Below are 15509 nucleotides of genomic sequence, written 5' to 3'. Positions count from 1 at the left end.
AAATCCTCCTCACATTAAGTTCGATATTGAGAATATTTCAAGGACCACGCCAGGCGACGCGTGTCTTCCCACAGCCCAACCGGTCGAAAATCTGGTGGAAAGATCGGCCAATCCCAGTGTAATGCGTTGGGTTCTTTAACGAAATTCAAAAAGGTTAAGGGCACCGTTGACGTCGTATGGGGGGCGAACTGAGCCAACGCCGTCCGCATCCAGTCCTGAATGGTCACCGCGCTCGTTCCAAGGGTTACGGTCCCCGGTAGCCGATGAGTCTTTTCGACGTGATTCACAATTTGCCGCGCACCTGATAATACGGCATCAATGGGCATTCTTTCCCCATCCGCTGACTGGCGATTTTCTTCACTTCTCCAGTCCCGTGGCGCCCGTACCCGCGGTAACCGGGTTCCTAAAGGCGCCCCTGTCATGCTAAGCGCTGTTGCCACAACGAGATCAGCCGCGCTATAGCTCTCATCGGCGATCACAACCGGACCCAATCCATGGGATGCCACAGACGTCCGCAATGTTGTGAGGTCGAGCAACCGAGGCGCTCCCAAAGGCACTAAGCGGTTCGCCAAACTGTTCACATCCAACCATTCAATCCCCGAAATTTGGTGAATTTCCTTAATATAGGCATAAAAAGCGCGTGCCGCTTGATCCCGATCTGTACGTGAACGCAGCGGCGCAGGCCTCAAAGTGCTGTTCGTTGCCCCAAACGAAAAATTGACAGCATCCCAAAATTTGGTAGTCACCAATTCAGTGGGATGCACCATGACCATAAAGATATCCCCGGAACGCCGCACTTGGGCCTCTCGGTGGATCATGGCCATGGCATATCAAATGCTTCCATAGCAGCCAGCACCGCAGCCAATCCTTCATCAGATTCGGGCGTAATGAAATCCTCAATATCAAACCGTATGAGTCCATACACGCTCATATCCCGCACCCCTTCGGGCAAGAATTCATAGCCACGTCATATAACGCGTGATACGCTTCGGCTTCTTGAATCAACAAGTGCTGAGACAAGATACGCATCCGGGCATTATGACGCAAAATATTAGATTCCGCGGGATGTGAAAAAATCCACTGCATCTCTCGAATAAAATCTCCTTCATCATCAAAAAGTATTCCCGTTTTATGGGAATCAATCAAATATCGATTGCCGTGAATATTGGTGGCGACTATCAGGGCCCCACACGCCATGGCCTCCATTAACGCATTGGAGACCCCTTCGATCTGACTGGTGTTGAGAACCACTGAAGCCCGGCGATACCAATCGGCCATCGCCTCTTTGGGAACTTCCCCGACCAATTCAACCCACGAGCGGCCTTCCGCTCCTTGCACTACACGTTCCCATTCACCCGGATCTCGCACTGGGCCCAACATGGCTAGCCGCAAATCCATTCCCAACGCACGGCGCGCACGGTCCACCAAGTCGATAGCCCAGGCACTACGTTTAACCGGGCGAACGCCGCCAGCTATGACAACGAGAGGCGAATCTGTAGGGTTAACGGGCGTCCCCTCGGGTGAAAAAATAGCGTCATCGACCGAAGGTGGAATCACATGGACGATATCTTCCCAATCCGGAGCGTCTTGCAACAACCTAAGCCTAGCGTTAGGGGTAAACACGACTTGTTGCTTCACCACTTGCAATGTTCGCCGTATGGGTTGGCTGTCGCGAATCCAATCACCCCAGAGGTCGGTTCCCGTCCAAGTAATGACGATCCGTTCCGGTTCCACACCCTCGCGCAACAATGCCTGCCCTACTTGTACAGCATTCCACGCATGGTAGACGTCGTAGGCAGGCAGTTGCGGCCGAAACCGCTCAACCACCGCCGTAATTCCCAATTTTTGCAGCCCTGATTGAAGCCGCTGTGCGGAAATCATATTGCCCCCCGTCGGCGGTGTATCCGACGGGACGACCAAACCTACTTTCATGCGTTCTCCGCCTTTCCCTGATGCAGATCATCAGTGGCTCTTTCGTCCTAGCTAATGGGGGTCCCATTGGGCACAGGACTATCAAGGTTTAATAATATCACGTCATTCCCCTCGAGTTCGGCGCCTAGCACTAATACTTCGGAAACGACACCAGCTACACGCTTAGGGGGCAAATTGGTGGCGGCAATAATTTGTCGGCCGATTAAGTCTTCCGGACGGTATCGCCGGGTAATTTGCGCCGATGTGTGCTTGTGGCCCAGTGGTCCAAAATCGATTACCATATGGTATGCAGGTTTTTTGGCACGGGCATTCCATTCCGCTGAAATAATAGTGCCCACGTGGCAGGTCAGAAGTTGTACCTCGTCCACGCCATTCCCTCCTTCTTCCGTATCGAAACTTATCCGTGCACTGGGTGTGTTAAGACTTCTGGGGGAAAATACAACCGTCTAAGCGCTTGCCGGTCCCGTGCTATCGCTTGAATGGGCTCCGATAAGCGCGACATCTCTATTAATTGCTGTTGGTTTTCATCCCACAAAAAAAGAGCTCCGTCACCCGATCCGTTGTGATCCGCGCCAAGATAGTAATCATAGTACACCGTGGCCGTCTCGTCGATGGCCACGTAATAGGAGGGGTCGAATCCCGCCGCACGCACCTTTGACACCATCGCTTGGTATGCATCTTCATCATTCCCGGGAGCATCTGTATAGCTGAATAAATGGCGATCGAGAAAGCGACGGCACAAATCGGCCAAAATCTTATCGGGTCCGTATTGCCAGACATTAAAGGCATTGAACAACACGGTGTCATCCAGAGCACAGTAACTGGCCATGTCTAGCTGATTGTGAAACAACTGCTTCAGCGCAAAATGTGTGGGCTCGGGGTCTTGCCCCTGGTCGACTAAATCCTTAGCCCGTCGCAAAATGGCTTTCAGAATCACTTCTGCCGACCGACTGACGGGATGAAAGTAGACTTGCCAATACATAAAGTAGCGGGCCAATAAATAGGCTTCCACCGTATGCAAACCTGACCGCTTGACCACAATCCGGCCTTCATGGGGTCGCATAATGCGAATGATGCGCGCCAAGTCAAACTTCCCATAGTCCACCCCGGTAAAAATCGAATCCCGCATTAAATAGTCGAGACGATCGGCATCCAGCTGACCGCTCACCAGCGACACGGCGAGCTTGCTGGGGTGAGACTTATCGATAATAGCAGCAACGTCTTTTGCCAACCCCGGATCATACGCTTCAAGCGCTTGATGCACTTCCGTTGTCGGATCCAAAATAATGCGCTCACTCCACACTTCATGACGCAATCCAATAACCTTCTCCAACGCATGCGAAAAGGGGGCATGGCCAATATCATGCAATAAGCCCGCGACCATCACCAAACGATCCATTTCCGACGGCCATGGATATCCGTTGCGCGCAAACGCTTGCACGATTTGGCGCACGACTTCATACACCCCCAGCGAATGGGAGAAACGGGAATGCTCTCCTCCGGGGTACGTGACATACGAGGTGCCCAACTGCCGAATGCGTCGCAGACGTTGCATTTCCTTGGTATTGATTAAGGCCCAAATTAACGGATCATTGACATAAATATATCCATGTACCGGATCTTTAAACACTTTTTCTTCGCTCAACATACGGCTCCCCCCGCCTGTCTCATCATGTTCGTGCCCGCGTCTTGCCGGGATCCGTTAATGGACACTTTTTTGGTTAAGAGCATGTTCAACGCCTTTCGCTAAGACCTCTTGCTCCCTATTACCGCGACGCGGGCAGGACACACTCTGCCCACGCGCAGCCTTTGGTCAATGAATGCGGTTAGATGAGCGCTTGAATGGCGGCAAACGCTTTATCATAATCGGGATGCATGCCCACTTCAGGCACATATTCGACATACCGTACAATCCCTTGGGGGTCGATGATGAAAACGGCACGGGATAAGAGGCCTAATTCTTTAATGTAGACCCCGTAGTTTACACCAAATTCACGATCCTTGTAATCACTCAACAGGGTCACTTGGTCTACCCCGGTTGCTCCACACCAACGATTTTGAGCAAACGGCAAGTCCATAGAAATCGTCACAATTGCCACAGCCCCATTAAGGCGCGCCGCTTCTTCATTGAAGCGGCGGGTTTCTTGATCGCATACCGGCGTATCCAGCGACGGAACAGATAAAATGACCACCACTTTGCCCAAAAAATCACGTAAGCTAGCCGATGACAAATCTTTGGCGACTGCTGCAAAGTCTGGCGCTTTCTCACCCACTAGCAGTTCGGGGCCAATCAACGTCATCGCTTGATCCTTAAATCGCACAGCATGTGCTCGTTCTTCCACGCTTGAACCACCTTTCCTGTTAAGATGCCTGAGTCTTCCTTATTATACCGTTTTGGCATCCCTGTCCTAAAGACGAATAGCCAGGATCTTAGTTTTCTTCAGGGATGAAAGAACGTTCGCCGACGCCACCAATTTTCGCTATGATAGAGAAGATCTCAACATGCGGGGAGGATATCCATGTCACACGCAACCCAAGCGTTATCCTATTTAAAAGACCACCATGCCCAATATCTTGAAGAACTGCAAGCGTTTCTCCGTCTACCTAGCATCTCAGCCTTATCAGATTACAAAAGCGCGGTCAAAGATACCGCAATTTGGCTTAGAGAACGTCTCCACCAAGCTGGAATGGTGGTAAGCCGTGTGGACGAAACCGAAGGCAATCCCATCGTCTATGCCGAAACGGACCAAGATCCTACCAAACCGACAATTTTAGTCTATGGCCATTATGATGTCCAACCGGTTGACCCGCTTGACCAATGGACCCATCCTCCCTTTACTCCGACCATCACCGACAACATCCTCTATGCCCGAGGCGCCAGCGACGATAAAGGGCAAGTCTACATGCAGCTTATTGCCGCAGAAGCCTGGATGAAAACAGGCACGCTCCCTGTTAATCTCAAATTCCTTTTTGAAGGGGAAGAGGAAATCGGGAGCATTCACTTGGACGATTATATCCGCTCCCATCAGGACCAACTGCACGCTGACGTCGCAGTAATCTCCGATACGCCGATGTTTGCGGACGGGGTCCCAGCCGTCTGCTATGGGTTACGCGGGCTAGCGGCTCTAGAAGTGCATATCGAAGGACCACGTCAAGACCTACACTCGGGAGTTTTTGGAGGCGCCGTGGCCAATCCGGCCCATGTGTTGGCCCAAATTTTGGCGTCGTTACACGACAGCGAAGGACGCGTGACCGTACCAGGTTTTTATGATGCAGTGGATACTTTAAGCGCGACCGAGCGGGAAAATTTCGGATCGTTACCTTTTGACGCCACAGAGTTTTTGGCCTCGACAGGAAGTCCCGCACTCTATGGGGAAAGCGGATATACCACGCTTGAACGTATTTGGACGCGCCCCACATTAGAAGTTAACGGCATGTGGTCTGGTTTTATTGGCGAAGGCCGCAAGACCATTATCCCCCAGAGTGCGCACGCAAAAATATCCTGCCGCTTGGTTCCGCACCAAGACCCTGATGACATTCTCGACCGCGTAGAGGAGTATCTGCGCCAGCAATGTCCTCCCACCGTCCGCCTGCGCATTGAACGTGGAGAAGGAGCTCCTGGCAGCGTGACGCCGCTCGATCATCCCGCAACCCAAGCGGCCGTGCAGGCGATTCGCGACATCTATCACAAAGAGGCCGCGTATATCCGCATGGGCGGATCCATTCCCGTTGTCGTCACATTTGACACCGTATTGCACATTCCCACGGTCTTATTAGGCTTCGCGCTGCCCAATGAGAATTTTCACGCCCCCAATGAACATTTTCACTTGGACAATTTCTACAAAGGGGCGGAGACGGTGGCCACTTTATGGCATTACTTAGGAGAACGCGCGAGGACGACGAAAAGATGCAAACCATTCATGACAACAAACCCGCATTGTCGACCGGAACCGGCAGTATATTTGTGGATTTGATTTTTTGGAAACCCAAAGCCACGGACATGGCCCCTCTTACGGCATTTCTCCAAGAGACCCATTTAGGCGAACGTTCTCAAACTGTTTTGTGGTTGAATAAGATTACAGTGCGCCTCAGCATGTGGAACGGGACATACCTAGCAGACCTTCCCACTGAATACTGGCCCCAAGCCCAAAAGGATTTGCAAACCTTTATTGCTAAGACCATGGAATACTACCGCATCCCCAAAGCCGAATATGATACACGAGCATTTACTGTAGGGCTGACTCGCAAGGTGCATCGCCAAAAGGTCACGATAAGCCAGTTGACGATTCCCCAACCGCAATCGAATAACCCAGTGTGGTGGGTGATTACTCCATGACATCCCTGGATCTCGCTCTGATTCAGGATGCATACGCCAAGCTCCGGCCTATCGTGCATCAAACACCGTTGTTTTCCAATCGCCTATTATCGCAGCTGACCGATTGCGATCTCTATTTGAAAGCGGAAAACCTGCAAATTACGGGCTCCTTTAAAATTCGGGGAGCCCTAAACAAAGTGTCAGCGGTCGCTCAAACAAACGCGTCCGGCGTTGTCACAGGTTCCTCTGGCAATCACGGGCAAGCAGTCGCTTGGGCCGCCCGTTTCATGCACCTTACCGCCCAGATTGTGGTCCCTACGACAGCGCCTGCTGCAAAAGTTGAAGCGGCCCTGTCTTACGGTGCACAGGTCGAATACTGCGGCACCACAAGCCACGAACGATTGGAGCGCGCGCAACAAATTGCTAAGGACACGGGCATGACCTTTGTCCCTCCATATGATGACCCTCTCGTTATGGCTGGGCAAGGCACGATTGGTCTTGAAATATTGGAACAACGACCTGATGTGCAAACCGTGCTCATTCCGATCGGAGGTGGAGGGCTAATTTCAGGCATTGCCACGGCCATAAAAAGCCTGCGTCCCGATATTCGCGTCATCGGCGTGGAACCTTTGGGTGCTGCGAAGGCCTATCAGTCACGCCAAGCGCATGCGCGCATCACGCTCCCAAGCACAGACACGATTGCCGATGGCCTGAAAAGCTTGGCATTAGGCACGCAAACTTATCCTATTATTGAACGACTCGCACTGTGTGACGACCTGGTGCACAATGTGACGATGACGATTACTCTGGTGGACCCCAGATCTCTTCATCTAATCATATAGTTCTAACGGTCGGTGTATTGCTTACACGCAAACATAAAAACTTTTCACATAGGGAAATGTCGCCAGATCGGATCAACCTTCACGCCGGTACGGTCGCATGGGCACAGGCATCACTGCCTTAGGTGCCTATTTGTATCCGGGTGGTCCCCTTTGGCTTAAAGAGGCCGGCACCGGATTATGGTTGGTTAATGTCGTTATTGTGGGCATTTTGTCCCCATCTCGCTCACACCGCAACGGCTCAGACGATGATGGTGATTAATCTTGGACTCTGGGCTCTCAGTGTGCCCTTAGCCTTTCTAATGCTCGGCTTCTTGTTCTTGCGCTTAGCGGTACACAAATTGCCTCCTGCTGAAATGGCTATTTCCACATGGATTTCTTTGGGAACCTTAGGAACGGGAATCATGGGATTAATTGGTCTTGGAAAATCCTTACCCTTGTTGTTTGGCAGCTTGGGGCACGCCATGGATGGCGCTGCCGTGCTGGGATCGTTTGCCCTGTGGGGTTTTGGACTTTGGTGGCTGGCGCTTAGCATATTGCTCACGGTCGTCCATGCGCGGCGCGGATTGCCCTTTAATCTGGGCTGGTGGGGACTGACCTTCCCCTTGGGGGTGTTTACCGGAGGAACCGATATGCTCTATGGGCAAATGCACGTGGGGTTAATCGCTTTCTTTGCTCATCTCTTCTTCGTCATGCTAGCGCTATTTTGGGCCATGGTTGCCCTACGCACGTTTCGTGCTGTGCTCACCGGTCGCTTAACGTTTTCTGGAGCCCCTAAAAAAGTGGTGCTCCACGAAACGCGGGCCGTAAATTAATCTAACGTAAGCGCACAAGATGGCATTTTAGATCAAGCCTTAGCTCATCATGGGCTCAGTGTATCAGCTCTGCGCGTCAACGCCGAGTTGTCCTCTATTCGCGCCATTTTGGATCTCGTCAAAAACAACGTTGGCTGTTCTGTCATGTCTTGGATGATCACGCGCGATGTCCCCGAAGTCGTCTTTATCCCCATTCCTGACCTGCCACTGACCCGCCGTATTCATCTCATTCAACACCCAACTAGCGATATTCGCCCGGCCATGGACCAACTAATCCGGACACTTGTCAGTGCAGCACGCGCTTTCAACCAATCACCCACATCATCGGGGGATCACTAGACCCCCGATGATGTGGGCATTCACTCAATGATGCTCGTTTTCATCTCTTTAGGGGCGTGTTAAACAAGCGGCAACACCCGATATGGGAAAAGCGAGACCGGTACACCCAATCCGTCAGGGTCGAATAAAAACCAGAGGCCCTGTCCATTGAGCTATACATGACATTATCCCAAGTCCTTAGACTCGTCGACATGGGGATCGGGACTGGGCGAATGCGTGTATTTTACAATGCGTACCGGATCAATCGTAATCAGCCCACCCTCCACCATCGTATCAAGGACAGGTAAAAATCGTTCAATGTACTCTTTGCTATCGACTATCTCGACGACCACGGGCAAATCATCTGATAAATCGAGCAAATTAATCGTGTGAATGCGTGACGTTGCCCCAAAACCTTCAAGCGCCCGGGTGACAGTGGCTCCTGCCATCCCCATCTCCCGGGCTTTAACAACAATGGCATGATACAACGGCTTGTGGTGCCAATGGGCATCTTCTCCAATAAATATGCGAACCCGCAAGGCTTCTCCCGAAATCTTCGCAGACATGCCTACCGTCTCCTTTTTGGCCATGATAGAAACGATCTGTGTAGGCTTTGGGTCTTCATACTTACATTATACTCAATTATCATGTAAGGCTTAAAGACTGTCGCCTCACGGCCAGCACCTTATATCCCCGCCCTGAAATTTGGGGTTTACGGGCGCAAAAAAACACCTACCCGCTGGTAGGTGTTCGTATGCGAGTCAACTTATAAGCCGAGTTCTGTCGTGGATGACCATTTATCTGGGACGACAGTTACCTGTCGCCTCAAGCGACCTACCCGGGCAGCTCAGCGAGCAACTTCATCCTGCCCCTATTCGGTCTTGCTGCGGGTGGGGTTTACCAAGCAGACCAGTCACCTGGCCTCTGGTGCGCTCTTACCGCACCGTTTCATCCTTACCTAAAGCGACGCTTTAGGCGGTTTGTTTTCTGTGGCACTTTCCTTAGGGTCGCCCCCACTGGACGTTATCCAGCACCCTGCTCTATGCAGCTCGGACTTTCCTCAGATGCCGCCTTTCGGCCTGGCACCCGCGGTCATCATATCGGCTCGCATTTCAGATATCTATTATCCTGCGATAGGTGCATTTCGTCAACTAGTGGATTATTCCACCTCTACGTGTCCTTGACGCAGTTTTTCCATAGCCTGAACGGCCAAACGGTCTGCCATTTCATTGTGGATCACACCGGCATGTCCTTTGACTTTCGTCCACATCACCTTGCGCTCATCGACCAGTGCCCGCATTATGCGCCACAAATCTTGATTTTCAACAGGTTGTCCCTTTGCATTTTTCCACCCACGCCGTTCCCAGCCTTGAAACCAGTTTTGTACAAACGCGTTAATAACATACGCCGAATCACTAAATATCCGCACCGTCGACCCTGGCGGCGTATGTTTTAATGCTTCAATCACGGCCGTCATTTCCATCCGGTTATTCGTCGTCGAAAGTTCGGCTCCTGCGTAAGACGGACCGTCAACAAAAACACATGCCCATCCTCCCAATTGACCGCCGGGCGCCTGATTATTCGCGCAGGCTCCATCGGTATAGACGTTATACATCGTGTCTGCCATGTTTGTCTCCCTCTGCCACATTGTCTTCCTGTTATGGATCAACACAACTGCAAGGCTTTCAATTGCTGAAGCTCCTCATCCCACGAAGCTCCCGGGGGAGTCACGGAGGCCGTCAAGCGTTTTTGTAATTCCCGAATTCGCTGCTCTACTAATCGAGGAAACAAGGGATCTTGACAAAATTCATCGGGTACCAGGCGTTTGTTTTGACCATCTATCCCGCTCTGGCCTACGAGCCACGTTGCATAAAGGCGTCCACCTTGATCGATCAATTGCGCTTTTTGGATGCTCCACCCATCCTCGACCAGTTGGCGATGCACTCGAAAAATTCCTTGCATCGGCTGAATAATAAAAGGCAAAGAATAGCGCCGCTGCATAATGTGGCGAATAGAGTTCGGGCCCATGCCCGCTATCACCGCCACATCAATGGGCCGATCGCCCAGCGGCGTTAAACCATCTCCTTGCAGCGGCGTAATGCCAAGACATCCCTCAATACCCTGTAATAGGTCTAGATAGGCCCCGCGAGGATATTCAATCGCATAGACCCTATGGTGCTCGCGAGCTAGAGCTTTTGCCAAATGGCCGTACCCGGCTCCGATATCAGCAATGACCCTAAACGGTCTACACCACTCCTTAATCAACGCTAAGCGCGCTTCCAACCGCGGAATATCGGAGTCCTCCTTCTGCCATCTGTACCCGATCGTAGCATTGCAGACAAAGCGCCGTGTAATTCGATTCGCCCACCACAATTTGTTCAGCGTCTTGGGTCAAACGATAGGATATCATAGCCGGATGTTGTTTGCATTGCGTACACACCGCATGTAGTTTCACGACATCATCTGCTAAACACATTAAGGCCCCCATGGAGCCAAAAGGATTTTCCTGATAATCCATATCCAAGCCGGCAATATATACCGTTTTGCCGTGGTGGCGCCAACGTTTAACGGCCTCCACAATTTGGGGAGAAAAAAATTGGGCTTCATCCACCGCGATAACATCAGCAGAATCCCAAGATCCGATTGACGCAAACTGCGTCGTTTCGATTTCATGAAATGTGACCGCATGGCGCTTTTTGTCCAGCCGGGTTCGGATATCCCTAACACTCACACGTTCTGCCACACGCGGGTAAAAAATTTCAACTGATAACTCTGCAATTAATGCTCGTTCAATCAACCGCGTTAATTCCTGCGATTTACCAGAGAACATTCCCCCGGTGATCACCTTAATATATCCTGCCACACCGTTTCCCCCTTAAAACCTTCCGTAGTTATATTCGACAACCACCCCTCGAATCCTGCTAATAAAGTAACCTGTGCGTTTAGAGAAAAAATCGTTTCAGATCTCTTGACGTGACTGCTTTCGCCTGCTATTATCTTTGATGTCGGCATTCCTCGATAGCTCAATTGGTAGAGCACCCGGCTGTTAACCGGGTGGTTGCAGGTTCGAGTCCTGCTCGGGGAGCCATTTTTATTGGGCCCATAGCTCAGCGGTAGAGCTGCCGGCTCATAACCGGTTGGTCGTAGGTTCGAATCCTTCTGGGCCCACCACCAGTTGACTCATATCCATGCCTATGCTAAAATAACTTTCGTTGTTTCGGGCGCGTAGCTCAGTGGTAGAGCGCTTGCTTCACACGCAAGAGGTCACAGGTTCGATACCTGTCGTGCCCACCATATGAACCCCATCCAGTAAACAGTGGATGGGGTTCTCCCATTATTGCCTATACCTACCTCCCTTCTCATCCCCTATTTCTCGTCTAGTCGTCTTGCCCTTTGACCAAAAGTCCTACCAATGTCACGCGATAAAGTCCAGTCCAGCTAAATTTTACAAATCATTGGCACTAAAGCGACAAGCACGGATTATCATGGAGACGGAAGTCAGCGCGGATTAAGGACGGGAGAGAGAAAAAGCATGGCAGAGTTAGTGCGCGAGGGGCCCAATTTAGTGGTCAAATTGAGCGCCGTTGAAAAAGCCGAGGCTTTCCATAACGACATTCGGATTCCGTGGAGTGCGGTGCAATCCATAACGGTTTTAGATGATGCCATCCACGCCGTACACGGTCTCAAATTACCCGGCAGTCGGTTGCCAGGGGTATTTGCTATAGGAACCTTTAAATCGGCCAACGGTACCCTGTTTGCCGCGGTTCATCATCACACTCCACGTGGAATCAAAGTCACATTGCTCGGTGAGCCATATGATACCCTGATCATCGGAACGCCAAAACCGGAGGAGGTTATAGCGTCATTAAAACAATTGGGGCCCGGCTAGAATAATTTTTAGAGGGGCGCCTTGCATTGCCCCTCTAGATTTATGACCATGGTTTTAGTGTGCGTTTGCGATATTTTCGTTCAGATTCTCCAGAGATTGGTACCGGGTCTCAGGAAGTCCTAAGGTTAGAGCCACCCCGATTAGCGCACAAAGCCCCGTTAAAACTAATATCACCTCAATTCCCTCCGCCTTAAGAATGACAGGCAGCAGAAATGCACTAACAAAAGCACCGATACGGCTAATCGCCGTGCCTAGTCCCATGGCTGTCCCTCGCACTCGGGTAGGGACTAACTCAGACACGAAAATCCCCGTGGTCTGTCCCGTGCCTCCTGCATTGGCGATATAGAACACAGCAAAGGCAATACTTAAGAGAAGGAGAGATGGTTTGGGATTAAATGCAAACACCAATAAGGTGGCACCTTGCAAGAGAAATCCCCAGACCTGTAACGGGCGCCTTCCCCATCGATCCAGTAAGATCATTCCGGCAAAAGCGCCGAACATCCCCATGACATCCAAAATTCCTGAACCGGCTATGGATGCGATATGCGTTTTTAGTCCCATTCCCAACAATAAAATCGGTGTGTAAATCCCAATGCCGTAAAAGATAATGTCGTTAATAAACCAATTAGCGTAGGACAACCACACGCGCCGTGCAAAAGGGGGGCGCATAAGGCTTTTCAAAGATATTTGGGACGCCCCGATCTTGTTGCCCTCTGTAACCGCTTTCCACCGAGGACTCTCCGGTACCGTGTGACGTAGGATTAACACGATAATCGCAGGAATGACGCCAACTAAGAGCGTCAACCGCCACGCGAGTCCGCCGGCTATCAAAAAGAATAACAGGCCCAAAAAAATCGAGGCAACGGCGCCGATCCAATAGGCCAATAGGCCCGCCCCCATTAACGTCCCGCGCCCTTTAATAGGCGCAAATTCACTGACTATTGTCAGAGTTAAGGCGTAATCAGCCCCAATTCCGACACCCAGGAGCCCGCGAAAAAGGATTAGCTGCCAAATATTTTGGGCTACCGCTGCCCCGATTGTAAAAATAATGAACACGATTAAATCCCACAAGTAAATCCGTCGACGTCCCAGGCGATCCACCAAAAATCCTGCTCCCAGACCACCAAAAAACATCCCCGCAATGGTTGCCGAGCCAATTAATCCGGTCGCGACAGCCGTTGGATGAAAAGCCGGCACGATGGTCAATAATGCAACCGATATGACCAGCAGGTCAAATCCATCGAGAAAGTATCCAGCTACCGTTAGTACCGTGACTCGAACATGAGATCGGTCAATCGGCATATTATCGCGTTCCATCAGCGACGCATCCATCTAATTTACCCCCCTTCTGTATCTCTCACTCGCGAACACCTTATACGGAAAACGCATGAAGACGATGAAAAGAAACAACCTGACGTCACCATATCCTATTTAATGAAAGGTCCATCGCGAACCATATTTACGAATCATTGCAAAATTTAACGAGCCTTAGCCTTGAGATGCTAAACGGTCGCCTATAATGAGCAAGGAAGGGTAATCATCCCTATTACATTGAACCTGTTACAGGGCGTATAGCCGGGCAAACTATTCAAGGCGATACCATCGTGGTCACGACCGCACCGGACTATATAAGGAAATTTTTCCTCACCCATGCCCTAACCCGTTATAATACGCTTAAGAGACGGACGAGGAGGCAAAACGGTGTCAATGGATTTTCTTGCAGTTCAAGACTTTTATCCCGAGGATTTTGCATGGTGTTATGGTTGTGGGCGTATGAATAGCTCGGGCCATCATTTTCGGACCCGCTGGAATGAAGAAGAGACCCTGACCGAATATCAACCCGGCCCCGAACATATGGCGATTCCCGGGTTTGTCTATGGTGGACTTATCGCATCCCTGTTTGATTGCCACAGTACAGGGTCAGCTTCGCTGGCCTTCTATCGCCAGGCAGGACATGCATTGGGAGACGAGACGCCTGTCCCCCGCTGCGTCACCGCCTCATTGAAGGTCGATTACCTCAAGCCGACTCCCTTAGGCCCCACCTTACGCGTAATTGGACGCATTGCCGAAATCGGCCGCAAGAAAGTCGTCGTGGTCAGTGAATTATGGGCGAAAGATGTTCTCTGTGCTCGTTGTGAAGCCGTATTAGTCATTGCTCCAGCCTCGATGCTACAAAATTCTTCGCCTTCCTGATTGATCTGAAAGGGCAGACGAGAGACACTGATTCGCCCCTCGTCTGCCACAATCGTACACCCGTAGCGGTTTTTATTCCCATACGGCGTGGGCGACTTCCACCACGCGCCGCAGTTTATCCCACTGCTCGTCCTCGGTTAGCAAATTGCCTTCCTCCGTCGACGCGAATCCACATTGGGGGCTTAAACACAGTTGCTCGGGATTGACATAACGGGCCGCCTCATCAATACGGCGTTTGATGTCATCAGCACTTTCCAGCGTGCCTTCTTTGGTGGTGATAAGGCCTAGCACGATTTCAAGGTCGGGACGCTGGACGAAGCGCAGCGGCTCAAACCCGCCGGCCCGATCACTATCATATTCTAGAAAGAGTCCGTCAATCTTTAACCCTTGAAATAAGGTTTCCGCAACTGGCTCATATCCCCCTGACGCTATCCATGTCGACCGGAAATTCCCGCGGCAAATATGCATCGTAATTTTCATGTCGTCCGGCTTTTGCGCCACGGCTTGATTAATCGTCTGCGCATATAGCGCTTGCAAGCGCTCAGGCTGCAACCCTCGCGCACGCAATTGGTCTGTTTGCTCTGTGGAGCATAAGTAAGCCCATGCCGTATCGTCCAATTGCAGATATCGACAGCCTGCCTCATAAAAGGCGGCAATGGCTTTCGCATAAGCTTGCCCTAAGTCGTTAAAAAAGGTCTCTTGGTCTGGATAGACTCCTTCTGCCATGGTTGCACGAAAGTGCAGCATACTAGGGCTCGGAATCGTCATCTTCGCCACGTGGTCTCCTGCGATCTGCTTCAGGTATTTAAAGTCCTCGATCATGGGATGCCCCGCAAAATCCAAACGGTCCACCACGCGGATGCCTCGTGACTTGGTCGCCATGTTGTGAAATTGAATTCCCGAGTCCGCATCATAACCTTGCACGCCGACTAACTGTTCCAGAAAATCATAATGCCACCATGCACGACGAAACTCTCCATCCGTCACGGCTTGCAATCCAATCGCCTTTTGTTTCGCGACCACGCGATCAATTTCCTCGTTTTCCACTTGGCGCAACTGTTCCGCAGTCAATTCGCCCGCCGCACGTTGTTGCCGCGCCTCTTTAATTCGCGGTGTCCGCAACAAGCTGCCCACTTGGTCTGCCCGAAAAGGCGGTTCGTGCCGCCACTGATGCTGGTTATCTGTCACCGATTTCTTACTCCCTTCGC

Annotated in this window: 18 protein-coding genes, 3 tRNA genes and 1 other RNA gene; 10 read left to right on the top strand and 12 right to left on the bottom strand. The window is 51.3% G+C overall.

Going from position 1 to position 15509, the window contains the following annotated elements:
* Positions 1-14: 14 nt before the first annotated feature.
* From ORD20_RS12175 to tpx, 5 genes are all read right to left on the bottom strand, one after another.
* Positions 15-824 (bottom strand): hypothetical protein, encoded by an 810-nt coding sequence (locus ORD20_RS12175; RefSeq protein WP_430626215.1) that lies wholly within the window; start codon positions 822-824, stop codon positions 15-17.
* Positions 825-927: 103 nt separating this feature from the next.
* Positions 928-1932 carry a glycosyltransferase gene (locus tag ORD20_RS12170; protein WP_103374423.1) on the bottom strand — a complete coding sequence of 335 codons (1005 nt, stop codon included), beginning with the start codon at positions 1930-1932 and terminating at the stop codon, positions 928-930.
* A 47-nt stretch (positions 1933-1979) separates the two neighbouring features.
* The gene (locus tag ORD20_RS12165) at positions 1980-2300 is read right to left on the bottom strand and encodes a tRNA-binding protein (RefSeq protein WP_103374424.1); all 321 of its coding nucleotides are present in this window, start codon (positions 2298-2300) and stop codon (positions 1980-1982) included.
* A 29-nt stretch (positions 2301-2329) separates the two neighbouring features.
* Entirely contained in the window at positions 2330-3580 is a 1251-nt protein-coding gene (locus ORD20_RS12160; RefSeq protein ID WP_103374425.1) for an HD domain-containing protein, read from the bottom strand.
* A 178-nt stretch (positions 3581-3758) separates the two neighbouring features.
* Entirely contained in the window at positions 3759-4274 is a 516-nt protein-coding gene (gene tpx / locus ORD20_RS12155; RefSeq protein ID WP_103374426.1) for a thiol peroxidase, read from the bottom strand.
* Positions 4275-4451: 177 nt separating this feature from the next.
* Here tpx and ORD20_RS12150 point away from each other — a divergent pair, with 177 nt between their 5' ends.
* The 5 genes from ORD20_RS12150 to ORD20_RS12130 all read left to right on the top strand — a co-directional run bounded on the left by ORD20_RS12150 (position 4452) and on the right by ORD20_RS12130 (position 8240).
* On the top strand, positions 4452-5906 hold the full coding sequence (locus ORD20_RS12150; RefSeq protein WP_430626214.1) for a dipeptidase: 1455 nt from the start codon (positions 4452-4454) through the stop codon (positions 5904-5906).
* Positions 5840-6268: a hypothetical protein gene (locus ORD20_RS12145; protein WP_103374428.1), complete on the top strand. Its 429-nt coding sequence runs from the start codon at positions 5840-5842 to the stop codon at positions 6266-6268. The genes ORD20_RS12150 and ORD20_RS12145 overlap by 67 nt, the downstream gene beginning before the upstream one ends.
* Positions 6265-7089 carry a threonine ammonia-lyase gene (locus ORD20_RS12140; RefSeq protein WP_430626213.1) on the top strand — a complete coding sequence of 275 codons (825 nt, stop codon included), beginning with the start codon at positions 6265-6267 and terminating at the stop codon, positions 7087-7089. Before ORD20_RS12145 ends, ORD20_RS12140 begins: the two co-directional genes overlap by 4 nt.
* Before the next feature lie 188 nt (positions 7090-7277).
* Positions 7278-7901 (top strand): hypothetical protein, encoded by a 624-nt coding sequence (locus ORD20_RS12135; RefSeq protein ID WP_430626212.1) that lies wholly within the window; start codon positions 7278-7280, stop codon positions 7899-7901.
* 24 nt (positions 7902-7925) lie between these two features.
* Entirely contained in the window at positions 7926-8240 is a 315-nt protein-coding gene (locus ORD20_RS12130) for a LysR substrate-binding domain-containing protein (RefSeq protein ID WP_430626720.1), read from the top strand.
* 164 nt (positions 8241-8404) lie between these two features.
* Here ORD20_RS12130 and ORD20_RS12125 read toward each other — a convergent pair whose 3' ends face one another.
* From ORD20_RS12125 to ORD20_RS12105, 5 genes are all read right to left on the bottom strand, one after another.
* A complete protein-coding gene (locus tag ORD20_RS12125; RefSeq protein WP_103374432.1) occupies positions 8405-8785 on the bottom strand; it encodes a DUF190 domain-containing protein in 381 nt (126 codons plus the stop codon).
* A gap of 187 nt (positions 8786-8972) precedes the next feature.
* An RNA gene (gene rnpB, locus ORD20_RS12120) (RNase P RNA component class A) lies at positions 8973-9327 on the bottom strand.
* Positions 9328-9378: 51 nt separating this feature from the next.
* Positions 9379-9846: a ribonuclease H family protein gene (locus tag ORD20_RS12115; RefSeq protein WP_242968274.1), complete on the bottom strand. Its 468-nt coding sequence runs from the start codon at positions 9844-9846 to the stop codon at positions 9379-9381.
* Positions 9847-9884: 38 nt separating this feature from the next.
* A complete protein-coding gene (locus ORD20_RS12110) occupies positions 9885-10502 on the bottom strand; it encodes a tRNA (adenine(22)-N(1))-methyltransferase TrmK (protein WP_207654605.1) in 618 nt (205 codons plus the stop codon).
* Positions 10477-11082: a thymidine kinase gene (locus ORD20_RS12105; protein ID WP_103374434.1), complete on the bottom strand. Its 606-nt coding sequence runs from the start codon at positions 11080-11082 to the stop codon at positions 10477-10479. Before ORD20_RS12105 ends, ORD20_RS12110 begins: the two co-directional genes overlap by 26 nt.
* Before the next feature lie 149 nt (positions 11083-11231).
* Here ORD20_RS12105 and ORD20_RS12100 point away from each other — a divergent pair.
* The 4 genes from ORD20_RS12100 to ORD20_RS12085 all read left to right on the top strand — a co-directional run bounded on the left by ORD20_RS12100 (position 11232) and on the right by ORD20_RS12085 (position 12108).
* Positions 11232-11307, top strand: a tRNA-Asn gene (locus ORD20_RS12100).
* 8 nt (positions 11308-11315) lie between these two features.
* Positions 11316-11390, top strand: a tRNA-Ile gene (locus ORD20_RS12095).
* A 48-nt stretch (positions 11391-11438) separates the two neighbouring features.
* Positions 11439-11513: transfer RNA gene (locus ORD20_RS12090), tRNA-Val, on the top strand.
* 238 nt (positions 11514-11751) lie between these two features.
* Complete coding sequence (locus ORD20_RS12085; protein WP_103374435.1) at positions 11752-12108, top strand: hypothetical protein; 357 nt, start codon at positions 11752-11754, stop codon at positions 12106-12108.
* A 54-nt stretch (positions 12109-12162) separates the two neighbouring features.
* Here the strand turns inward: ORD20_RS12085 and ORD20_RS12080 are convergent, their stop codons facing one another.
* Positions 12163-13440: an MFS transporter gene (locus ORD20_RS12080; RefSeq protein ID WP_103374436.1), complete on the bottom strand. Its 1278-nt coding sequence runs from the start codon at positions 13438-13440 to the stop codon at positions 12163-12165.
* Positions 13441-13815: 375 nt separating this feature from the next.
* On the opposite strand from ORD20_RS12080, the gene ORD20_RS12075 reads away from it, so the two are divergent.
* Positions 13816-14301, top strand: coding sequence for a PaaI family thioesterase (locus ORD20_RS12075; RefSeq protein WP_103374437.1), 486 nt, complete (start codon positions 13816-13818; stop codon positions 14299-14301).
* 72 nt (positions 14302-14373) lie between these two features.
* Here the strand turns inward: ORD20_RS12075 and ORD20_RS12070 are convergent, their stop codons facing one another.
* Complete coding sequence (locus ORD20_RS12070; RefSeq protein WP_103374438.1) at positions 14374-15489, bottom strand: 5-methyltetrahydropteroyltriglutamate--homocysteine S-methyltransferase; 1116 nt, start codon at positions 15487-15489, stop codon at positions 14374-14376.
* Positions 15490-15509: the final 20 nt, after the last annotated feature.

The organism is Sulfobacillus thermotolerans (genome assembly GCF_039623705.1).
GTDB classification, from domain to species: domain Bacteria; phylum Bacillota; class Sulfobacillia; order Sulfobacillales; family Sulfobacillaceae; genus Sulfobacillus; species Sulfobacillus thermotolerans.
Note: the sequence above shows the minus strand (reverse complement) of the source record. Positions and strands in the feature narration are given on the sequence as shown.